The following is a 14,651-nucleotide window of genomic DNA, read 5'->3' as shown; positions in this document are numbered from 1 at the left end:
CGCGGGTCTGCCCGACCGCCCGTCGCCGCGACCGTGGTGTAAAACAGCGGTCCAGGCGTCTGAGGGCCAATCACAGCATGACATCGGGCCAGCATTTCCTTGCCGGTGGCGGCGAGATGGGAGAGCGCATCCGCGCCTTCGACTGGTCTGCCACCCCGCTGGGAGCGATCGCGCAATGGCCGCAGAGCTTGCGCAGCGCCGTGAGCATCCTGCTGCCGTCGAAGGCGCAGATCTCCCTGTTCTGGGGGCCGGACCTCGTCACGCTCTACAACGACGCCTACCGGCCGGTGTTCGGCGCCAAGCACCCGGGTGCGCTGGGGCGGCCGATCCGCGAAGCCTGGGACGAGCTGTGGCGCGCCGGCCTGAAGGAACTGTTCGACGGCGTGCGCCACACCGGCGAGGCCTTCTGGGCGCAGGACCTGCCCTTCTTCATGGAGCGCCACGGCTACCTGGAAGAGACCTACTTCGACGTCTCCTATGACCCGGTGCGCGACGAGTCCGGCCAGGTCGGCGGCGTGTTCTGCATCGTCAGCGAGAAGACCGGGCGGGTGATCGGCGAACGGCGCCTGCGCACTTTGCGCGACCTGGGGCGCATCGCCGCCGAGGCGCAGACCGTGCCCGCCGCCTTTCGCCAGGTGGCCACCGTGCTGGCCGGCAATGCGCACGACCTGCCCTTCGCGCTGCTGTACGCGCCGGCGGCCGGCGAGGGCGTGACGCTGGTGGCGCACACGGGCCTGGACGATGCAGCCGCGCTGCCGGCCGCGCAACCGGCGTGGCCGCGTGTGCGCGAACTGACGGTGCTGGCCGGCGATGCGCTCGCCGCGGGCGGGCCGCTGCATGCCGGCCCCTGGCCCGAGGCGATCCGCGAACTGGTGATCGTGCCACTCTCGGCCACTGGCGAGGCGGGTCATGGCTGGCTGGTCTGCGGCGTCAGTCCACGGCGGCACGTCGATGCCGATTACCGCGACTTCCTGGCCATGGTGGGGGCCAACGTCACGGCCGCCCTCGATAGCGCGCGGCGCACCGAGGACGAGCACCGCCGCGCCGAGATGCTGGCCGAACTCGATCGCGCCAAGACGGCTTTCTTCAGCAATGTGAGCCACGAGCTGCGCACGCCGCTGACGCTGCTGATGGGCCCGCTCGAGGATGCCTTGAACGATCCGGCGCGACCGCTGGACGCGGTGCAGCGGGGCCGGCTCGAGATGGCCTGTCGCAGCAGCGCGCGCCTGCACAAGCTGGTGAACACGCTGCTGGATTTTGCACGCATCGAGGCCGGGCGCGCGCAAGCCAGCTACGTTCCCACGGACCTTGCCGCCTGCACCGCCGAACTGGCCAGCGGCTTCCGCTCGGCGATGGAAAAGGCCGGCTTGCGCCTGGTGGTCGACACGCCGCCCGCCGGCTCGCTGGCCTATGTCGATCGCGACCTGTGGGAAAAGATCGTCCTGAACCTGTTGTCGAACGCCTTCAAGTTCACCTTCGAGGGCGAGGTGGCGGTGGGCCTGCACGAACGCGATGGCGTCTTCGCACTGACCGTGCGCGATACCGGCGTGGGCATTCCGGCCGCCGAACTGCCGCGGATCTTCGAGCGCTTTCGTCGCGTCGAGGGCGCGCGCAGCCGCACGCACGAGGGCTCGGGCATCGGCCTGGCCCTGGTCGACGAACTGGCGCGGCTGCATGGCGGCCGGGTCACGGTGGCAAGCCGCGAGGGCGAGGGCAGCTGCTTCACGGTCACCATCCCCGCCGGCCATGCGCATCTCGATGCGCAGCGCGTAGGCGCCCCATCCGACCTGGCCAGCACCGCGACCGGCGCGGCGGCCTACGTGGACGAAGCGCTGCGCTGGCTGCCGCCGGCCGCCCCGGCGCCGGCGCCGCAGACCGAGCCGGGCGTGCGGCCGCGCATCGTGCTGGCCGACGACAACGCCGACATGCGCGAATACATCCGCGCGCTGCTGGCCGGCAACTACGAGGTCGAGGCGGTCGCCGACGGCCTGCTTGCCTTGCAGGCCGTGCAGGCGCGCGGCGCCGACCTGGTGCTGAGCGACGTGATGATGCCGGGCCTCGACGGCCTGGAGCTGGTGCGCCGGTTGCGGCACGACCCGGCGACCGCGCAGGTGCCGATCGTGCTGCTGTCCGCGCGGGCCGGCGAGGGGGCTCGCATCGACGGCATCGATGCCGGCGCCGACGACTACCTGGAGAAACCGTTCGCGGCCCGGGAACTGCTGGCGCGGGTGGCCGCCCGCATCGAGATCGCCCAGCTGCGCCGCGCCGCCGCCCGCGAGGTGCAATTGCGCGAGCAGCAACTGCGCATGGTGACCGACAACGCGCCGGTGCTGCTGCTGCACTTCGACCGCGAGGGGCGCTACCGTTTCGTCAACGAGCCTTATGCCGCGAAGGTCGGCATGCCGACGGCGCGGATGATCGGCCGCACGATGGTCGAGGTGCTGGGCGAGGCGGCGCACGCGATGCTGCGTCCGCACATCGAGGCGGCGCTTGCCGGCGAGCGCCAGGAGTTCGATGCCCTCATTCCCTATCCGGCGCAGGGCGGGCGCTGGATGCATTGCACCTACCTCCCGCAGGTGGACGCGCACGGTGCCTGGAGCGGCTTCATCGCCGTGGTGCAGGACGTCACCGAGCGCAAGCTGGCGGAACTGCGGGTGCAGGAACAGGCGCGGCGGTTCGAGAAGCTGAACCAGGTGGGGCTGGTGCTGGCGGCGGAATCGGACCTGCAGCGCATCGTGCAGGCGGTGACGGACGTGGCGACCCATCTCAGTGCCGCGGAGTTCGGTGCGTTCTTCTACAACGTGGTGGACGCGCAGGGCGAGTCGTACACGCTCTACACCTTGTCAGGCGCGCCGCGCGAGCGCTTTGCCGCCTTCGGCATGCCGCGCAACACCGCGGTGTTCGGCCCCACCTTTGCCGGCGCTGCGCCGGTGCGGGTCGACGACATCACGCGCGATCCGCGCTACGGCCACAACGCGCCGCACCACGGCATGCCCGAGGGCCACCTGCCGGTGCGCAGCTACCTGGCCGTGCCGGTGGTCGCGCATTCGGGCGAGGTGCTGGGCGGACTGTTCTTCGGCCACTCGGCGGTCGGGATCTTCACCGAGGCGGCTGAGCGCATCGTGGTCGGCATCGCGGCGCAGGCGGCGGTCTCGATCGACAACGCGCGGTTGCACACGCAGCGACTGCGCCTGATCGACCAGCTGCAGGAAGCCGATCGGCGCAAGGACGAATTCATCGCCACGCTGTCGCACGAGTTGCGCAACCCGCTCGCGCCGCTGCGCAACGGCCTGCACCTGCTGCGGCTGAAGACGCCGCAGGCGGACCGGGAGATCCTGGAGATGATGGAGCGCCAGGTGAACCAGCTGGTGCGCCTGGTGGACGACCTGCTGGAGGTCGCGCGCATCAACCGCGGCACGCTGGCGCTGCGTCACGAGCGGATCGAGCTCAAGGCCGTCGTGCGGCACGCCGTCGAGACCAGCGAGCCGCTGATCCGCGAGTACGGCCACCGGCTGGACGTCGCCCTGCCCGAGGGCGAGCTCTGGCTGCAGGGCGATGCGGCGCGGCTGGCGCAAGTGCTGTCCAACCTCCTGAACAACGCGAGCCGCTACACGGATCGCGGCGGCCGCATCGGCGTCGACCTGCGGGTCGAGGGGGACCGGGTGCGCGTGTCGGTGCAGGACAGCGGCATCGGCTTTGCCGAGGAGCGGGCGGCGCAGCTGTTCGAGATGTTCGTGCGCGGCGAGCGCTCGCAGGGCCTGGGCATCGGCCTGGCACTGGCGCGGCGGCTGGTCGAGATGCATGGCGGCACGCTGCAGGGACGCAGCCCCGGACCGGGCAAGGGCTCCACTTTCTCGCTCGACCTGCCGCTCGGCGCGGCGCTGGAGGCACCGCTGCCACAGCGCGAGGAAGGCGGCGGCATGCCGGCGCTGCGCGTGCTGGTGGTGGACGACAACCAGGATGCCGCCGACACCTTGCGCATGCTGCTCGACCTGCTGGGTGCGCAGGCCCGCGTGGCGCACGAAGGCGAGGGCGCGCTGGCGCTGTTCGAGAGTTTCGCGCCGGAGGCGGTGCTGCTGGACATCGGCATGCCCGGCATGGACGGCTACCAGGTGGCGCGGGCGCTGCGGCAACGCCATCCGCACTGGCGCGGCGCGCTGATCGCGCTGACCGGCTGGGGCCAGGAGAACGACCGGCGCAAGGGGCAGGAGGCAGGCTTCGATCACCACCTGGTCAAGCCGGTGGATGTGGCCGCCCTGCAGGAACTGCTGTCCGCCGTGGCCGCGCAGCGCGACGCAGTGGCGCCGGCCGAATAGGGGCTCAGGCGGCGAGCGCCGCCTCGATGTCCTTGGCCAGCTTGGCCGGCGCGTCCTGCGGTGCATAGCGGCGGATCACGCGGCCGTCCTTGCCCACCAGGAACTTGGTGAAGTTCCACTTGATCGCCTTCGAGCCGAGCAGGCCGGGGGCTTCGCTGGTCAGCCAGCGGTACAGCGGATGCGCGTTGCTGCCGTTGACCTCGATCTTCTGCATCATCGGGAAGCTCACGCCGTAGTTCTTCTGGCAGAAGCCGGCGATCTCGGCGTTGCTGCCCGGGTCCTGCGAGCCGAACTGGTTGCACGGAAACCCCAGCACGACGAGGCCGCGAGCGCCGTAGTCGCGATGCAGTTCCTGCAGGCCCGCGAACTGCGGCGTGAAGCCGCAGGCGCTGGCCGTGTTGACGATCAGCAGGGGCTTGCCGCGGAACTGCGCGAGCGACACGGGCGCGCCGTCGATCTGCTGCGCTTCGAACTCGTAGATGCTGCTCATGGGCGCATTCTGGCCCGCGCTTGCGCAGCTGTCAGTACCGTCAGTAAGCCGGCGTGCGCCGCGGCCAGGCCGACCAGGCCGCGGCCAGCACGATCAGCAGCCCGCCGGCCAGCGTGCGCAGGGTCAATTGCGCGGCGCCGAGCGCCACCGAGGAGAGGCTCGCCACCAGCACCTCGGACAGCATGATCAGCGCCGTGGTGTGCGACGGCAGCCGCGAGGCGCCGAATTGCAGCAGCAGGTTGGCCGCGAGGAAGCCAGCGGCCAGCAGCAGGGCCACCAGCCAGTTGCTGGCGGCGAGCGGCGGCAGTGGCGGCAGCGTGCCCTGCAGCGATCCCACGAAGGCGACGCCGCCGGCCATCACCAGGCCGCCCCCGAACATCGCCAGCACCCGCGCGCTGGCCGAGGCGGCGTGCAGCCGGCGCAGCAGCACGTTGGTGAGCGCGAAGGCAAAGCCGGCGGCCAGCGCGAGCCATTCGGCCATCGTGCGCGGCAAGGGCAGGCCGCTGCCGGCGGTGCCCAGCACCGTCGCCACACCGGCCAGCGCCAGCAGCAGACGTCCCAGTCCGGCACCGGTCGGCTTGTCGCCCAGCACGGCCCACGCCAACAGCAAGGCCCAGGCCGGCATCAGGTAGAACAGCAGCACCACGCGGACGACGTCGCCGATGGTGACCGCCCAATTGAAGCCGACGTTGGTGAGCCCGGCCGCGGCGGCCAGCAGCCACAGCCCGCGGGTGCGCAGCAGCTCGCGCAGCGCGGCCGGGCGCAGGAGGCTGAACGCGCCAAACACCAGCGCGTAGATCAGCGCCGTCGACCACAGCGGATGAACGCCGGCCTCGTGCAGCACGCGCAGCGGCCACCAGGAAAGACCCCATACCAGGGAATTCAGGGCCAGCGCCGCCACGGGCGCCAGCCGGCCGCCCGCATCAGCCATGGGCGTTGTCGTGGCGGGCGATCTCCAGCAGGTGGTCGACCTCGTCCTTGTGCCGGATGCAGTTGTTGGCATGCCAGCGCTGGATCATCCACATCATCCCGGCGACCACCAGGCCGAAGGCCGTGATCGCGCCGAAGGCCGAGAGCCCCATGCCGGCCGACAGGCTGTAGAAGGCGCCCAGGCCGAGGATGCACGCCTGCTCGTTGAAGTTCTGCACGGCGATCGAGCGGCCTGCGCCCATCAGGTTGTGGCCGCGGTGCTGCAGCAGCGCGTTCATGGGCACCACGAGGTAGCCGCCCAGCGCGCCCAGCAGGATCAGGAAGGGCGCGGCCACCCAGACGTTGGTGATGAAGTTCATGCAGATCACGAGCACGCCCATGGCGATGCCCAGGGGCATCACGCTGGTGGCGCGGTCGAGCCGCATCTTGACCGATGCGAGGATGGCGCCGCTGGCGGTGCCCAGGGCGACCACGCCGCTGAGCGACGAAGCCTGCGTCGTGCTGTAGCCCAGGGCGGCGGCGCTCCACGCCAGGATGATGTAGCGCAGGTTGCCGCTCACGCCCCAGAACAAGGTGGTGGTGGCCAGCGAGATCTGCCCCAGGCGGTCGCGCCAGAGGCGGCCGTTGCAGCTCCAGAAGTCGGGCACCAGCTCCAGCACGTTGGCGGGGATCGGCCGCATCTCGACATCGGTGTGTGGAATGCGCGTGTTGAACCACGCGGCCAGCGCGTAGATGAAGATCAGCACGAAGATGGCGGCCTCGGGGGGCGTGTCGATGCCGGTGTCGATCAGCGGGAAGTCGAGCGCCAGCATGCGCGTGGACAGCGCGCGGCCCACGAGCTGGCCACCGAGCAGGATGCCCAGAATGATCGAGCCGATGGTCAGGCCCTCGATCCAGCCGTTGGCCTTGACCAGTTGGGAGGAGGGCAGCAGCTCGGTGAGGATGCCGTACTTGGCCGGCGAGTACGCCGCAGCCCCCAGGCCGACGACCGCATACGACAACAGCGGATGAGCGCCGAGCAGCATCATCAGGCAGCCCACCACCTTGATGGCGTTGCTGAGGAACATGACGTAGCCCTTGGGCCGAGCGTCGGCGAAGGCGCCCACGAAGGGCGCGAGCACGACGTAGAACAGCGCAAACATCGGCACCAATGCAGCGGCCTGCCAGGCCGGGGCGTGTGCGGACTTGAGCAGTTCCACGGCGGCAATGAACAGCGCGTTGTCGGCTAGCGACGAAAAGAACTGCGCCGCCATGATGGTGTAGAAGCCGCGCTTCATGCGTGCGAGTAGGGGCCGACCATGCAGTGGGGCCCTTCGTATTTCTGCTGTCTCCAAGCGACACGGGGTTATATCACGCTGTGTAATGACAAAATGACAGCTGAGAGCCCAGCGCCACCATGCCACGTCCCATCCAGGCCACCATCCACGGCGAAGCCCTGCGCCACAATCTTGCCCGCATGCGCGCCGCCGCGCCCGATGCCAGGGTCTGGGCCGTCGTCAAGGCGAACGCCTACGGGCACGGCATCGAACGGGTGTTCGAGGCGCTGCGCGGTGCCGACGGCTTTGCGCTGCTCGACCTGCTGGAGGCCGAGCGCGTGCGCGCGCTGGGCTGGCGCGGCCCCATCCTGCTGCTGGAAGGCGTGTTCGAACCGCGGGACCTGGAGCTGTGCTCGCGGCTCGGCCTGTGGCACGCGGTGCACTGCGACGCCCAGATCGACTGGCTGGCCGCGCACAAGACGCAGGTGCCGCACCGCGTCTTCCTGAAGATGAACTCGGGCATGAACCGCCTCGGCTTCACCCCGCAGCGCCTGCGCGCCGCCTGGTCGCGGCTGGACGCGCTGCCGCAGGTGGACGAGATCTCGCTGATGACGCACTTCAGCGATGCCGACGGCCCGCGCGGCATCGCCCACCAGCTGCACGTCTTCGAAGAGACCACGCGCGACCTGCCCGGAGAGCGTTCGCTCGCCAACAGCGCGGCCACGCTGCGCCATGCGGCCGACCCGCAGGTGCGCGGCGACTGGATCCGCCCCGGCATCGCGGTCTACGGCAGCGCGCCGGATTTTCCCGAGCACGACATCGCCCACTGGCAATTGCAGCCGACCATGACGCTGGCCAGCCGGGTGATCGGCGTGCAGACGCTGCAGCCGGGCGACACGGTCGGCTACGGCTCCAGCTTCACGGCCGATGCGCCGGTGCGGATCGGCGTCGTCGCCTGCGGCTACGCCGACGGCTATCCGCGCCACTGCACGACCGGCACGCCCGTGCTGGTGGAGGGCGTGCGCACCCGCCTGGTCGGGCGGGTCAGCATGGACATGATCGCGGTCGACCTCACGCCGGTGCCGCAGGCCGGCCTGGGCAGCGAAGTGACCCTGTGGGGGCACGCGGGCAATGGCGCGGTGCTGCCGATCGATGAAGTGGCGAAGAGCGGGGGCACGCTGGGCTATGAGCTGATGTGCGCGCTGGCGTTGCGGGTGCCGGTGGCGGTGGATTGAGGGCCGGGAGCCTGGGCCGCCCAGGCTGTTTCCGGTAGAACGTCGCGCCGACTGCCGATGCACCTGCCTGCGGTGCAAGCCCGGGGCGATCAGTACAGGCCGTGCACCCGCGCGTGCAGCCGCGCCAGCCCCAGCAACGCATCGGTAAAAGGCGTGGCCACGCCGGTCATCTCGCCCATCTCCTTGACCACCGTCACCAGCGCGTCGATCTCCACCGGCTTGCCCGCTTCCACGTCCTGCAGCATCGAGGTCTTGAAGGCGCCCAGCTTGCGCGTGACCTGGTGCCTGTCCTCGGGTTGCTGCGCGATAGGGATGCCGACGCGGGCGCCGATTTCGCGCGCCTCCAGCATCACCGCGGAGATGAAGCCGCGGACCAGGTCGTCGTTGAGGATCAGGTCGGTGGTGGCGCCGGTCATGGCGCTCACCGGATTGACCGTCATGTTGCCCCACAGCTTGTACCAGGCATCCTTCTGGATCTGCTCGGACAGCATGGTCTCGAAGCCCGCATTCGCAAACAGGGCGACGAGGTCCTGCACCCGCTGTGTCGTCCCACCCGAAGGCTCGCCCACGATCAGCTTGTTGCCGAAGTGGTGCTGCACGAAGCCCGGCTCGCGCAGCGCGCAGCTCGCGTGCACGACGCAGCCGATGATGTGCCTGGCGGGGATCGCCTCCCCGATCGCGCCGTCCGGGTCCACCGCCTGCAGGCGCGTGCCCGCGAGCTTGCCGCCGAAGCCGTGGAAGAACCACCAGGGCACGCCGTTCATGGCCGTCAGTACCACGGTGTCGGGCCCGAGCAGCGGCCGGATGTTCTTGGCCACGTCGGCCATCGCCGGCGCCTTGACCGCCACGATCACCAGGTCCTGCACGCCCAGGTCCGCGGGCGCGGCACTGGCCTGCACGCGGCACGACCCGGTCTCGCTGCCTTCCTGCAGCCGCAGCCCGTGCGCCTGCAAGGCCTGCAAGGTTGCGCCGCGCGCCACCACGCTCACTGCACAGCCCGCCCGCGCGAGCTTCACGCCGAGCCAGCCGCCGATCGCGCCGGCGCCGTAGATGCAGACCTTCATGCCGTCCTCATGCCTGGTAGCCGGTGCCGCAGCGCTGCTCCATCAGCCGCGTCATCGCATCGAACACATCCTGCCCGGCGCCGAAGCGCTGGTCGAACTGGAAGGAGTCGTGCGTCGTCTTCTTCGCCACCGCCTGGGGAATCGCGATCGCGCGACCCAGCGGGGCCTGCGTCACCTGCACGTCGCACGCGCGCTGCAGCGTCCACAGGCGCACGAAGGTCAGCGCCAGCGTGGCGCCGCAGGCCAGCAGGCCGTGGTTGCGCAGGATCATCAGCGGCTTGTCGCCCAGGCTGGCCAGCAGGCGCGGCGCTTCGTCGGCGTGGATGGTGATGCCCTCGAAGTCGTGATATGCCACCAGGCCATCGAGCTGCGCCGAATAGAAGTTGTTCTGCGCCAGCCCGCCCTCGGTGCAGGCCACGGCCAGGCCGTTGGTGGTGTGCGTGTGCATCACGCAATGGGCGTCCGGCAAGTGGTCGTGGATCGCTGCGTGGATGGTGAAGCCCGCGGGGTTCACCGGCCAGGGATTGCCTGGATCGAGCTTGTTGCCGGCGAGGTCGATCTTCAGCAGGTTGCTGGCCGTCACTTCGGAGTAGTGCAGGCCGAAGGGATTGATCAGGAACTGCTTGTCGCCACCGGTCACGCTGTCCGGCAGCCGCACCGTGATGTGGTTGTAGATCATCTCCGCCCAGCCCAGCAGGTCGAAGATGCGGTAGGCGGCGGCCAGCTGCACGCGCGCAGCCCATTCGTCAGGGTGCATGCCCCGCGCGCGGGGCTGCAGGACGGCGTTCATGGTCGGCCTCCTAGTAGTTCTGCGGCTTGGCGGCCTGCGCAGCGGGGGCACTGCCCTTGAACCTGGCCAGCAGGCCGCTGGTGGCCTTGACCATCAGGTTGCTGTCGGTGCCCACCGCAATGAAGGTCGCACCCATCTCCACGTGCTGCTTCGCCAGCGTCTCGTCCAGCGTGAGGATGCCGACGGCTTTCCCCGCCGCCTGGATCCGGCGGAAGGCATCGGCGATCATCTCCTGCATCTCGGGATGCCAGGGATCGCCAACGTGGCCGAACGCTGCCGACAGGTCGGACGGGCCGATGAAGACGCCGTCCACCCCCTCGGTGGCGGCGATCGCGTCGAGGTTGCGCATGCCTTCGCGCGTCTCCACCTGCACCAGCAGGCAGACCTGCTCGTTGGCTTCCTTCGCATAGGCCGCATTGCGGCCCCAGCCGGACGCGCGCGTGGCGGCCATGCCGCGGATGCCGTGGGGCGGATAGCGCATGCAGCGCACCAGCTCGCGGGCCTGTTCCGGCGTGTCCACCATCGGCACCAGCAGGGTCTGGATGCCCACGTCGAGATATTGCTTGATGAGGGACTGGCCGATGTAGCCGTGGCCCATGGGAATGCGCGCGATGGCATGCGTGGCCGGGTAGCCAGCGACGATCTGACCCTGCTGCAGCGCATTCAGCGGATCGTTGGGCGTGTGCTCGCCATCGAGCAGCAGCCAGTCGTAGCCGGCGGCTGCGCAGATCTCGGTGTTCAGCGGGCCGAGCAGGCTGTGCCACAGCCCGTATTGCGTGCGCTTCTCGGCCAGGGCCTTCTTGAACGGATTGATCGGCGTCTGCATGATGTGTCCCCTCAGATGAATGTGAAAGTGAAGCGGCCCAGCGGGCCGTAGTCGGCGTCGAACACGTCGCCCTGCTTCGCGACGGCGGGCCGGGTGAAGGAGCCGGCCAGCACGACCTCACCGGCTTCCAGCCGCTCGCCCCAGGGAGCGAGTTTGCGCGCAAGCCAGGCCACGCCGACGGCGGGGTGTCCCTGCACGCCCGCGGCCAGGCCCGTCTCTTCGACGACGCCGTTCTGCCGCAGGATGGCGCCGACCCAGGGCAGGTCCACCTCGGTCGGCTTCACCTTGCGGCCGCCCAGGATAATGCCCGCATTGGCGGCGTTGTCGCTGATCGTGTCGTACACCTTGCGCATCGCCTTGCTATGGCGGTCGAACTGCTCGATGCGCGCGTCGATGATCTCGATGGCGGGCTGCACGTAGTCGGTGGCGGCGAGCACGTCCTCGATGTCGACCTGGTCGCCCTCGAGCGTGCGCTTGAGGATGAAGGCCAGCTCCACCTCCACGCGCGGGGCGATGAAGCGTCCGATGGGGATGTCGCCGGGTTCGAAGAACATGTCGTCGAGCAGCGTTCCGTAGTCCGGCTCGTCGATCTGGCTGGAGATCTGCATCGCGCGCGAGGTCAGGCCGATCTTGTGGCCGCGCACCTTGCGTCCTTGCGCGATCTTCATCTGCACCCAGGCGCGCGACACGGCGTAGCCGTCCTCGATCGTCATGCCGGGATGGCGCTTGGAGAAGTGCTCGACCTGCCGGCGCGATTGCTCGCTTTCGTTCAGTTCGAGGGCGAGTCGCTGGATGGTTTGCGGGTCGAACATGAGGTTGGAAGCAAAGGAGAAGGATGTCATCCCGGGCTTGACCCGGGATCCACGCGGCGCCGGTTTGCGCGCCCTCGTGGATTGCGGGTCAAGCCCGCAATGACATGGTTATCTGTTGAAGAGAGGATGCAGCGTGCTGTGCTTGCCGTCGTACACCTGCCCGGGGCTCTCGTCGATCTGCACCGTGATCCCCACCAGCTCCTGCTGGAAGATGGGCGCGAAGTGCTCCTTCACGCGGGCCAGCAGGCGGTCGCCCGCGTTCTTCTTCACGGCCTCGCTGCGCCCCGCGCCCATGCGCACGTTGACGTACAGGAAGCCGTAATCCCCCTTGCCGTCCGCCACCGCGTAATGCGCCGCCGGATACGCCAGCACGCGCGTGCCGCCGGTGGGAAACACCTGCTTGCCGCCTTCGTCCAGGATCGCAAGCATCTCGTCCGCCAGCGTGCGGCACAAGCGCCCGACGTCGGTCTTCGCTTCGAGATTGGGCGTGTAGAGGATGACGCAGTGGGGCATATCTCATTGGGGTCAGGTTCGGATTTTCAGAGGCGCTGATTCACGTTCGTGTAGCCCTCGGCCGATGAGGCCTGCGCGCGCGGAATCGCGTCGCCGCTCACGGCGGTGACCGGGAACACGGCGTTGATCTGCCCGGTGCCCGAGGCGCCGAAATAAGGCGTGACCACTTCCGCGTGGCCCGTGTACTCCGACCAGCCCAGCGCGCCGAGCAGCATCGCCGTGTCGTGCATGAAGCCCTCGCCATGACCCTTGGCCGCGTACTCCGGCAGCATGCCGCAGAACTGCGGCCACTCGCCGGCCTGCCACATGCGGATCACCTCGCGATCCAGTTGCTCCAGGAAGGGGCTCCAGATCCTGAAGCCGTACTCCGGCGCCAGCCCGTTCTGCGCGAAGCGATGCGACAGCGATCCGCTGGCGAAGAAAGCCACCGTGCCGTCGTAGTGATCCTCCACCGCCCGCCGCATCGCCCAACCCAGGCGCGCGCTGTCATTGAGGTAATGCGCCTGGCACAGCGCCGACACCGACACCACCTTGAACTGCTGGTCGGTGTTCATGTAGCGCATGGGCACCAGCGTGCCGTACTCCGGCGCCAGCGTCGTGCGGGCGTGCGCCAGCGTCTCCACGCCCCAGTCGTTGCAGACCTCCGCCAGCACCTTGCCGAGCTCCGGGTTGCCGGGGAACTCGTAGGCCATGTTGCTGATGAAGTGCGGCAGCTCGTTGCTGGTGTACAGGCCCTTGAAATGGGCGCCGCAATTCACGTGGTAATTGGCATTGACCAGCCAGTGCGTGTCGAACACCACGATGGTGTCCACGCCCGCTTGGCGGCAGCGCCGGCCGATCTCGACATGACCATCGATCGCGTCCTGGCGCGAGCCGTGCCGCGCCCCCGGCAACTCGCTCAGATACATCGAAGGCACGTGCGTGATCTTGGCCGCCAGGGCGAGTCGTCCCATGCCTCCTCCTCAGCCTTCCACGCTGATGTGCACGCGCTGGATCACTTCCGCATAGCGTGCGATCTCCAGGCGCATGAAGTCGGCGAACTGCGCCGGCGTGCCGGAGCGCGACGCGATGCCGCCGGTGCGAAAAGCCTCCAGCACCGCGGGCGACACCAGTGGGACGCGCAGCGGGCGCGTGGGCCATGCCGGCTGCGCGAGCGATGCGAACGGCAGTGCGGTCAGGCTTGCGACCACGGTACGACGGCTGAACGCCCTCCCCGCGCGGGGCGGGTTGGTAAGGGGGGAGCCCATGACGCCCGCTTGGGGAGCGGCGTTCACGCCGACCCCCAATGCGGGATAGGGTGGTCGCCCAAGGAGACGGCAATATTCTTCGGCTCCAGGAACACCTCGTAGCTCCAGGTGCCCCCCTCGCGCCCGGTGCCCGAGGCCTTGGTGCCGCCGAAGGGCTGGCGCAGGTCGCGCACGTTCTGCGAGTTGACGAAGCACATGCCGGCCTCGACCGCGGCCGCCACGCGGTGCGCCTTGCCGATGTTCTCGGTCCAGACGTACGAAGACAGCCCGTACTGGATGTCGTTGGCGATGCGAACAGCATCGGCTTCGTCCTCGAACGGGATCAGGCACGCGACTGGCCCGAAGATCTCGTCCTGCGCGATCTTCATGCGGTTGTCGACATCGGCGAACACGGTCGGCAGCACGTAGTTGCCCTTCCTGACGCGGTCGGGCAGCGGCGGCGCATCGAGGCCGCCGCACAGCAGGGTGGCGCCTTCCTTCGGTCCCAGCTCGATATAGCTGCGGACTTTCGCGAGGTGGGCCTGCGAGATCATCGGGCCGACGATGGTCTTCTCGTCCAGCGGGTCGCCGACGGTGATGCGCCTGGCGCGGGCCACGAACTTCTGCACGAAGTCCGCGTAGATCGACTGCTGCACCAGGATGCGGCTGCCGGCCGTGCAGCGCTCGCCGTTGTTGGAGAAGATCATGAACACCGCGGCGTCGAGCGCCCGGTCCAGGTCGGCGTCCTCGAAGATCACGAACGGCGACTTGCCGCCCAGCTCCATGCTGAACTTCTTCAGGCCGGCTTCCTTGACGATGCGGTTGCCGGTGGCCGTCGAGCCGGTGAACGAGATCGCACGCACGTCCGGATGCCGCACCAGCGGCTCGCCGGCCTGCTTGCCGTAGCCGTGCACCAGGTTCAGTACGCCTGCCGGAATGCCCGCTTCCAGTGCCAGTTCCCCCAGCCGCGCCGCGCTCATCGGCGACAGCTCGCTCATCTTCAGCACCGCGGTGTTGCCGAAGGCGAGGCAGGGCGCGACCTTCCAGGTCGCCGTCATGAACGGCACGTTCCAGGGCGAGATCAGCGCGCAGACGCCGACCGGATGGAACAGCGTGTAGTTCAGGTGCGTTTCGGTCGGGTAGCTGTGGCCATCGACCCGCACGCACATCTCGGCGAAGTAATAGAAGTTGTC

The 14,651-nt window shown here is 69.2% G+C and carries 13 protein-coding genes; 2 read left to right on the top strand and 11 right to left on the bottom strand.

Translation table 11 applies throughout. The features are described from left to right. Nucleotides 1-77 precede the first annotated feature (77 nt). Nucleotides 78-4,316 (top strand): ATP-binding protein, encoded by a 4,239-nt coding sequence (locus JWP60_RS07575; RefSeq protein ID WP_299788650.1) that lies wholly within the window; start codon nucleotides 78-80, stop codon nucleotides 4,314-4,316. A gap of 4 nt (nucleotides 4,317-4,320) precedes the next feature. Here the strand turns inward: JWP60_RS07575 and JWP60_RS07570 are convergent, their stop codons facing one another. From JWP60_RS07570 to lplT, 3 genes are read right to left on the bottom strand one after another with little or no spacing between them, the layout of a single operon-like run. Next, nucleotides 4,321-4,806, bottom strand: a complete 486-nt coding sequence (locus JWP60_RS07570) for a glutathione peroxidase (protein WP_299788647.1) — start codon at nucleotides 4,804-4,806, stop codon at nucleotides 4,321-4,323. Between the two features lie 40 nt (nucleotides 4,807-4,846). After that, nucleotides 4,847-5,737: a DMT family transporter gene (locus tag JWP60_RS07565; protein ID WP_299788645.1), complete on the bottom strand. Its 891-nt coding sequence runs from the start codon at nucleotides 5,735-5,737 to the stop codon at nucleotides 4,847-4,849. Continuing rightward, nucleotides 5,730-7,013, bottom strand: a complete 1,284-nt coding sequence (gene lplT, locus JWP60_RS07560) for a lysophospholipid transporter LplT (protein WP_299788642.1) — start codon at nucleotides 7,011-7,013, stop codon at nucleotides 5,730-5,732. Before lplT ends, JWP60_RS07565 begins: the two co-directional genes overlap by 8 nt. Before the next feature lie 119 nt (nucleotides 7,014-7,132). Here lplT and alr point away from each other — a divergent pair, with 119 nt between their 5' ends. Next, nucleotides 7,133-8,227 (top strand): alanine racemase, encoded by a 1,095-nt coding sequence (gene alr / locus JWP60_RS07555; RefSeq protein ID WP_299788639.1) that lies wholly within the window; start codon nucleotides 7,133-7,135, stop codon nucleotides 8,225-8,227. An 89-nt stretch (nucleotides 8,228-8,316) separates the two neighbouring features. Here the strand turns inward: alr and JWP60_RS07550 are convergent, their stop codons facing one another. The 8 genes from JWP60_RS07550 to hpaE all read right to left on the bottom strand — a co-directional run. Beyond that, a complete protein-coding gene (locus JWP60_RS07550; protein WP_299788636.1) occupies nucleotides 8,317-9,291 on the bottom strand; it encodes a 2-dehydropantoate 2-reductase in 975 nt (324 codons plus the stop codon). A 7-nt stretch (nucleotides 9,292-9,298) separates the two neighbouring features. Beyond that, entirely contained in the window at nucleotides 9,299-10,081 is a 783-nt protein-coding gene (locus JWP60_RS07545) for a class II aldolase/adducin family protein (protein WP_299788633.1), read from the bottom strand. Nucleotides 10,082-10,091: 10 nt separating this feature from the next. Further along, nucleotides 10,092-10,907 carry an HpcH/HpaI aldolase/citrate lyase family protein gene (locus tag JWP60_RS07540; RefSeq protein WP_299788630.1) on the bottom strand — a complete coding sequence of 272 codons (816 nt, stop codon included), beginning with the start codon at nucleotides 10,905-10,907 and terminating at the stop codon, nucleotides 10,092-10,094. An 11-nt stretch (nucleotides 10,908-10,918) separates the two neighbouring features. Continuing rightward, nucleotides 10,919-11,719 carry a 2-oxo-hept-4-ene-1,7-dioate hydratase gene (gene hpaH, locus JWP60_RS07535; RefSeq protein ID WP_299788627.1) on the bottom strand — a complete coding sequence of 267 codons (801 nt, stop codon included), beginning with the start codon at nucleotides 11,717-11,719 and terminating at the stop codon, nucleotides 10,919-10,921. A 108-nt stretch (nucleotides 11,720-11,827) separates the two neighbouring features. Further along, a complete protein-coding gene (locus tag JWP60_RS07530; protein WP_299788623.1) occupies nucleotides 11,828-12,232 on the bottom strand; it encodes a 5-carboxymethyl-2-hydroxymuconate Delta-isomerase in 405 nt (134 codons plus the stop codon). A 26-nt stretch (nucleotides 12,233-12,258) separates the two neighbouring features. Further along, complete coding sequence (gene hpaD, locus JWP60_RS07525) at nucleotides 12,259-13,185, bottom strand: 3,4-dihydroxyphenylacetate 2,3-dioxygenase (RefSeq protein WP_299788620.1); 927 nt, start codon at nucleotides 13,183-13,185, stop codon at nucleotides 12,259-12,261. A gap of 9 nt (nucleotides 13,186-13,194) precedes the next feature. Continuing rightward, entirely contained in the window at nucleotides 13,195-13,422 is a 228-nt protein-coding gene (locus tag JWP60_RS07520) for a hypothetical protein (protein ID WP_299788617.1), read from the bottom strand. 80 nt (nucleotides 13,423-13,502) lie between these two features. Beyond that, a partial coding sequence (gene hpaE / locus JWP60_RS07515; RefSeq protein WP_299788614.1) for a 5-carboxymethyl-2-hydroxymuconate semialdehyde dehydrogenase occupies nucleotides 13,503-14,651 on the bottom strand: 1,149 nt, incomplete at its 5' end.

It is taken from the genome of Ramlibacter sp., assembly GCF_028291745.1.
Classification (GTDB): Bacteria; Pseudomonadota; Gammaproteobacteria; order Burkholderiales; family Burkholderiaceae_C; genus Ramlibacter.
Note: the sequence above shows the minus strand (reverse complement) of the source record. Positions and strands in the feature narration are given on the sequence as shown.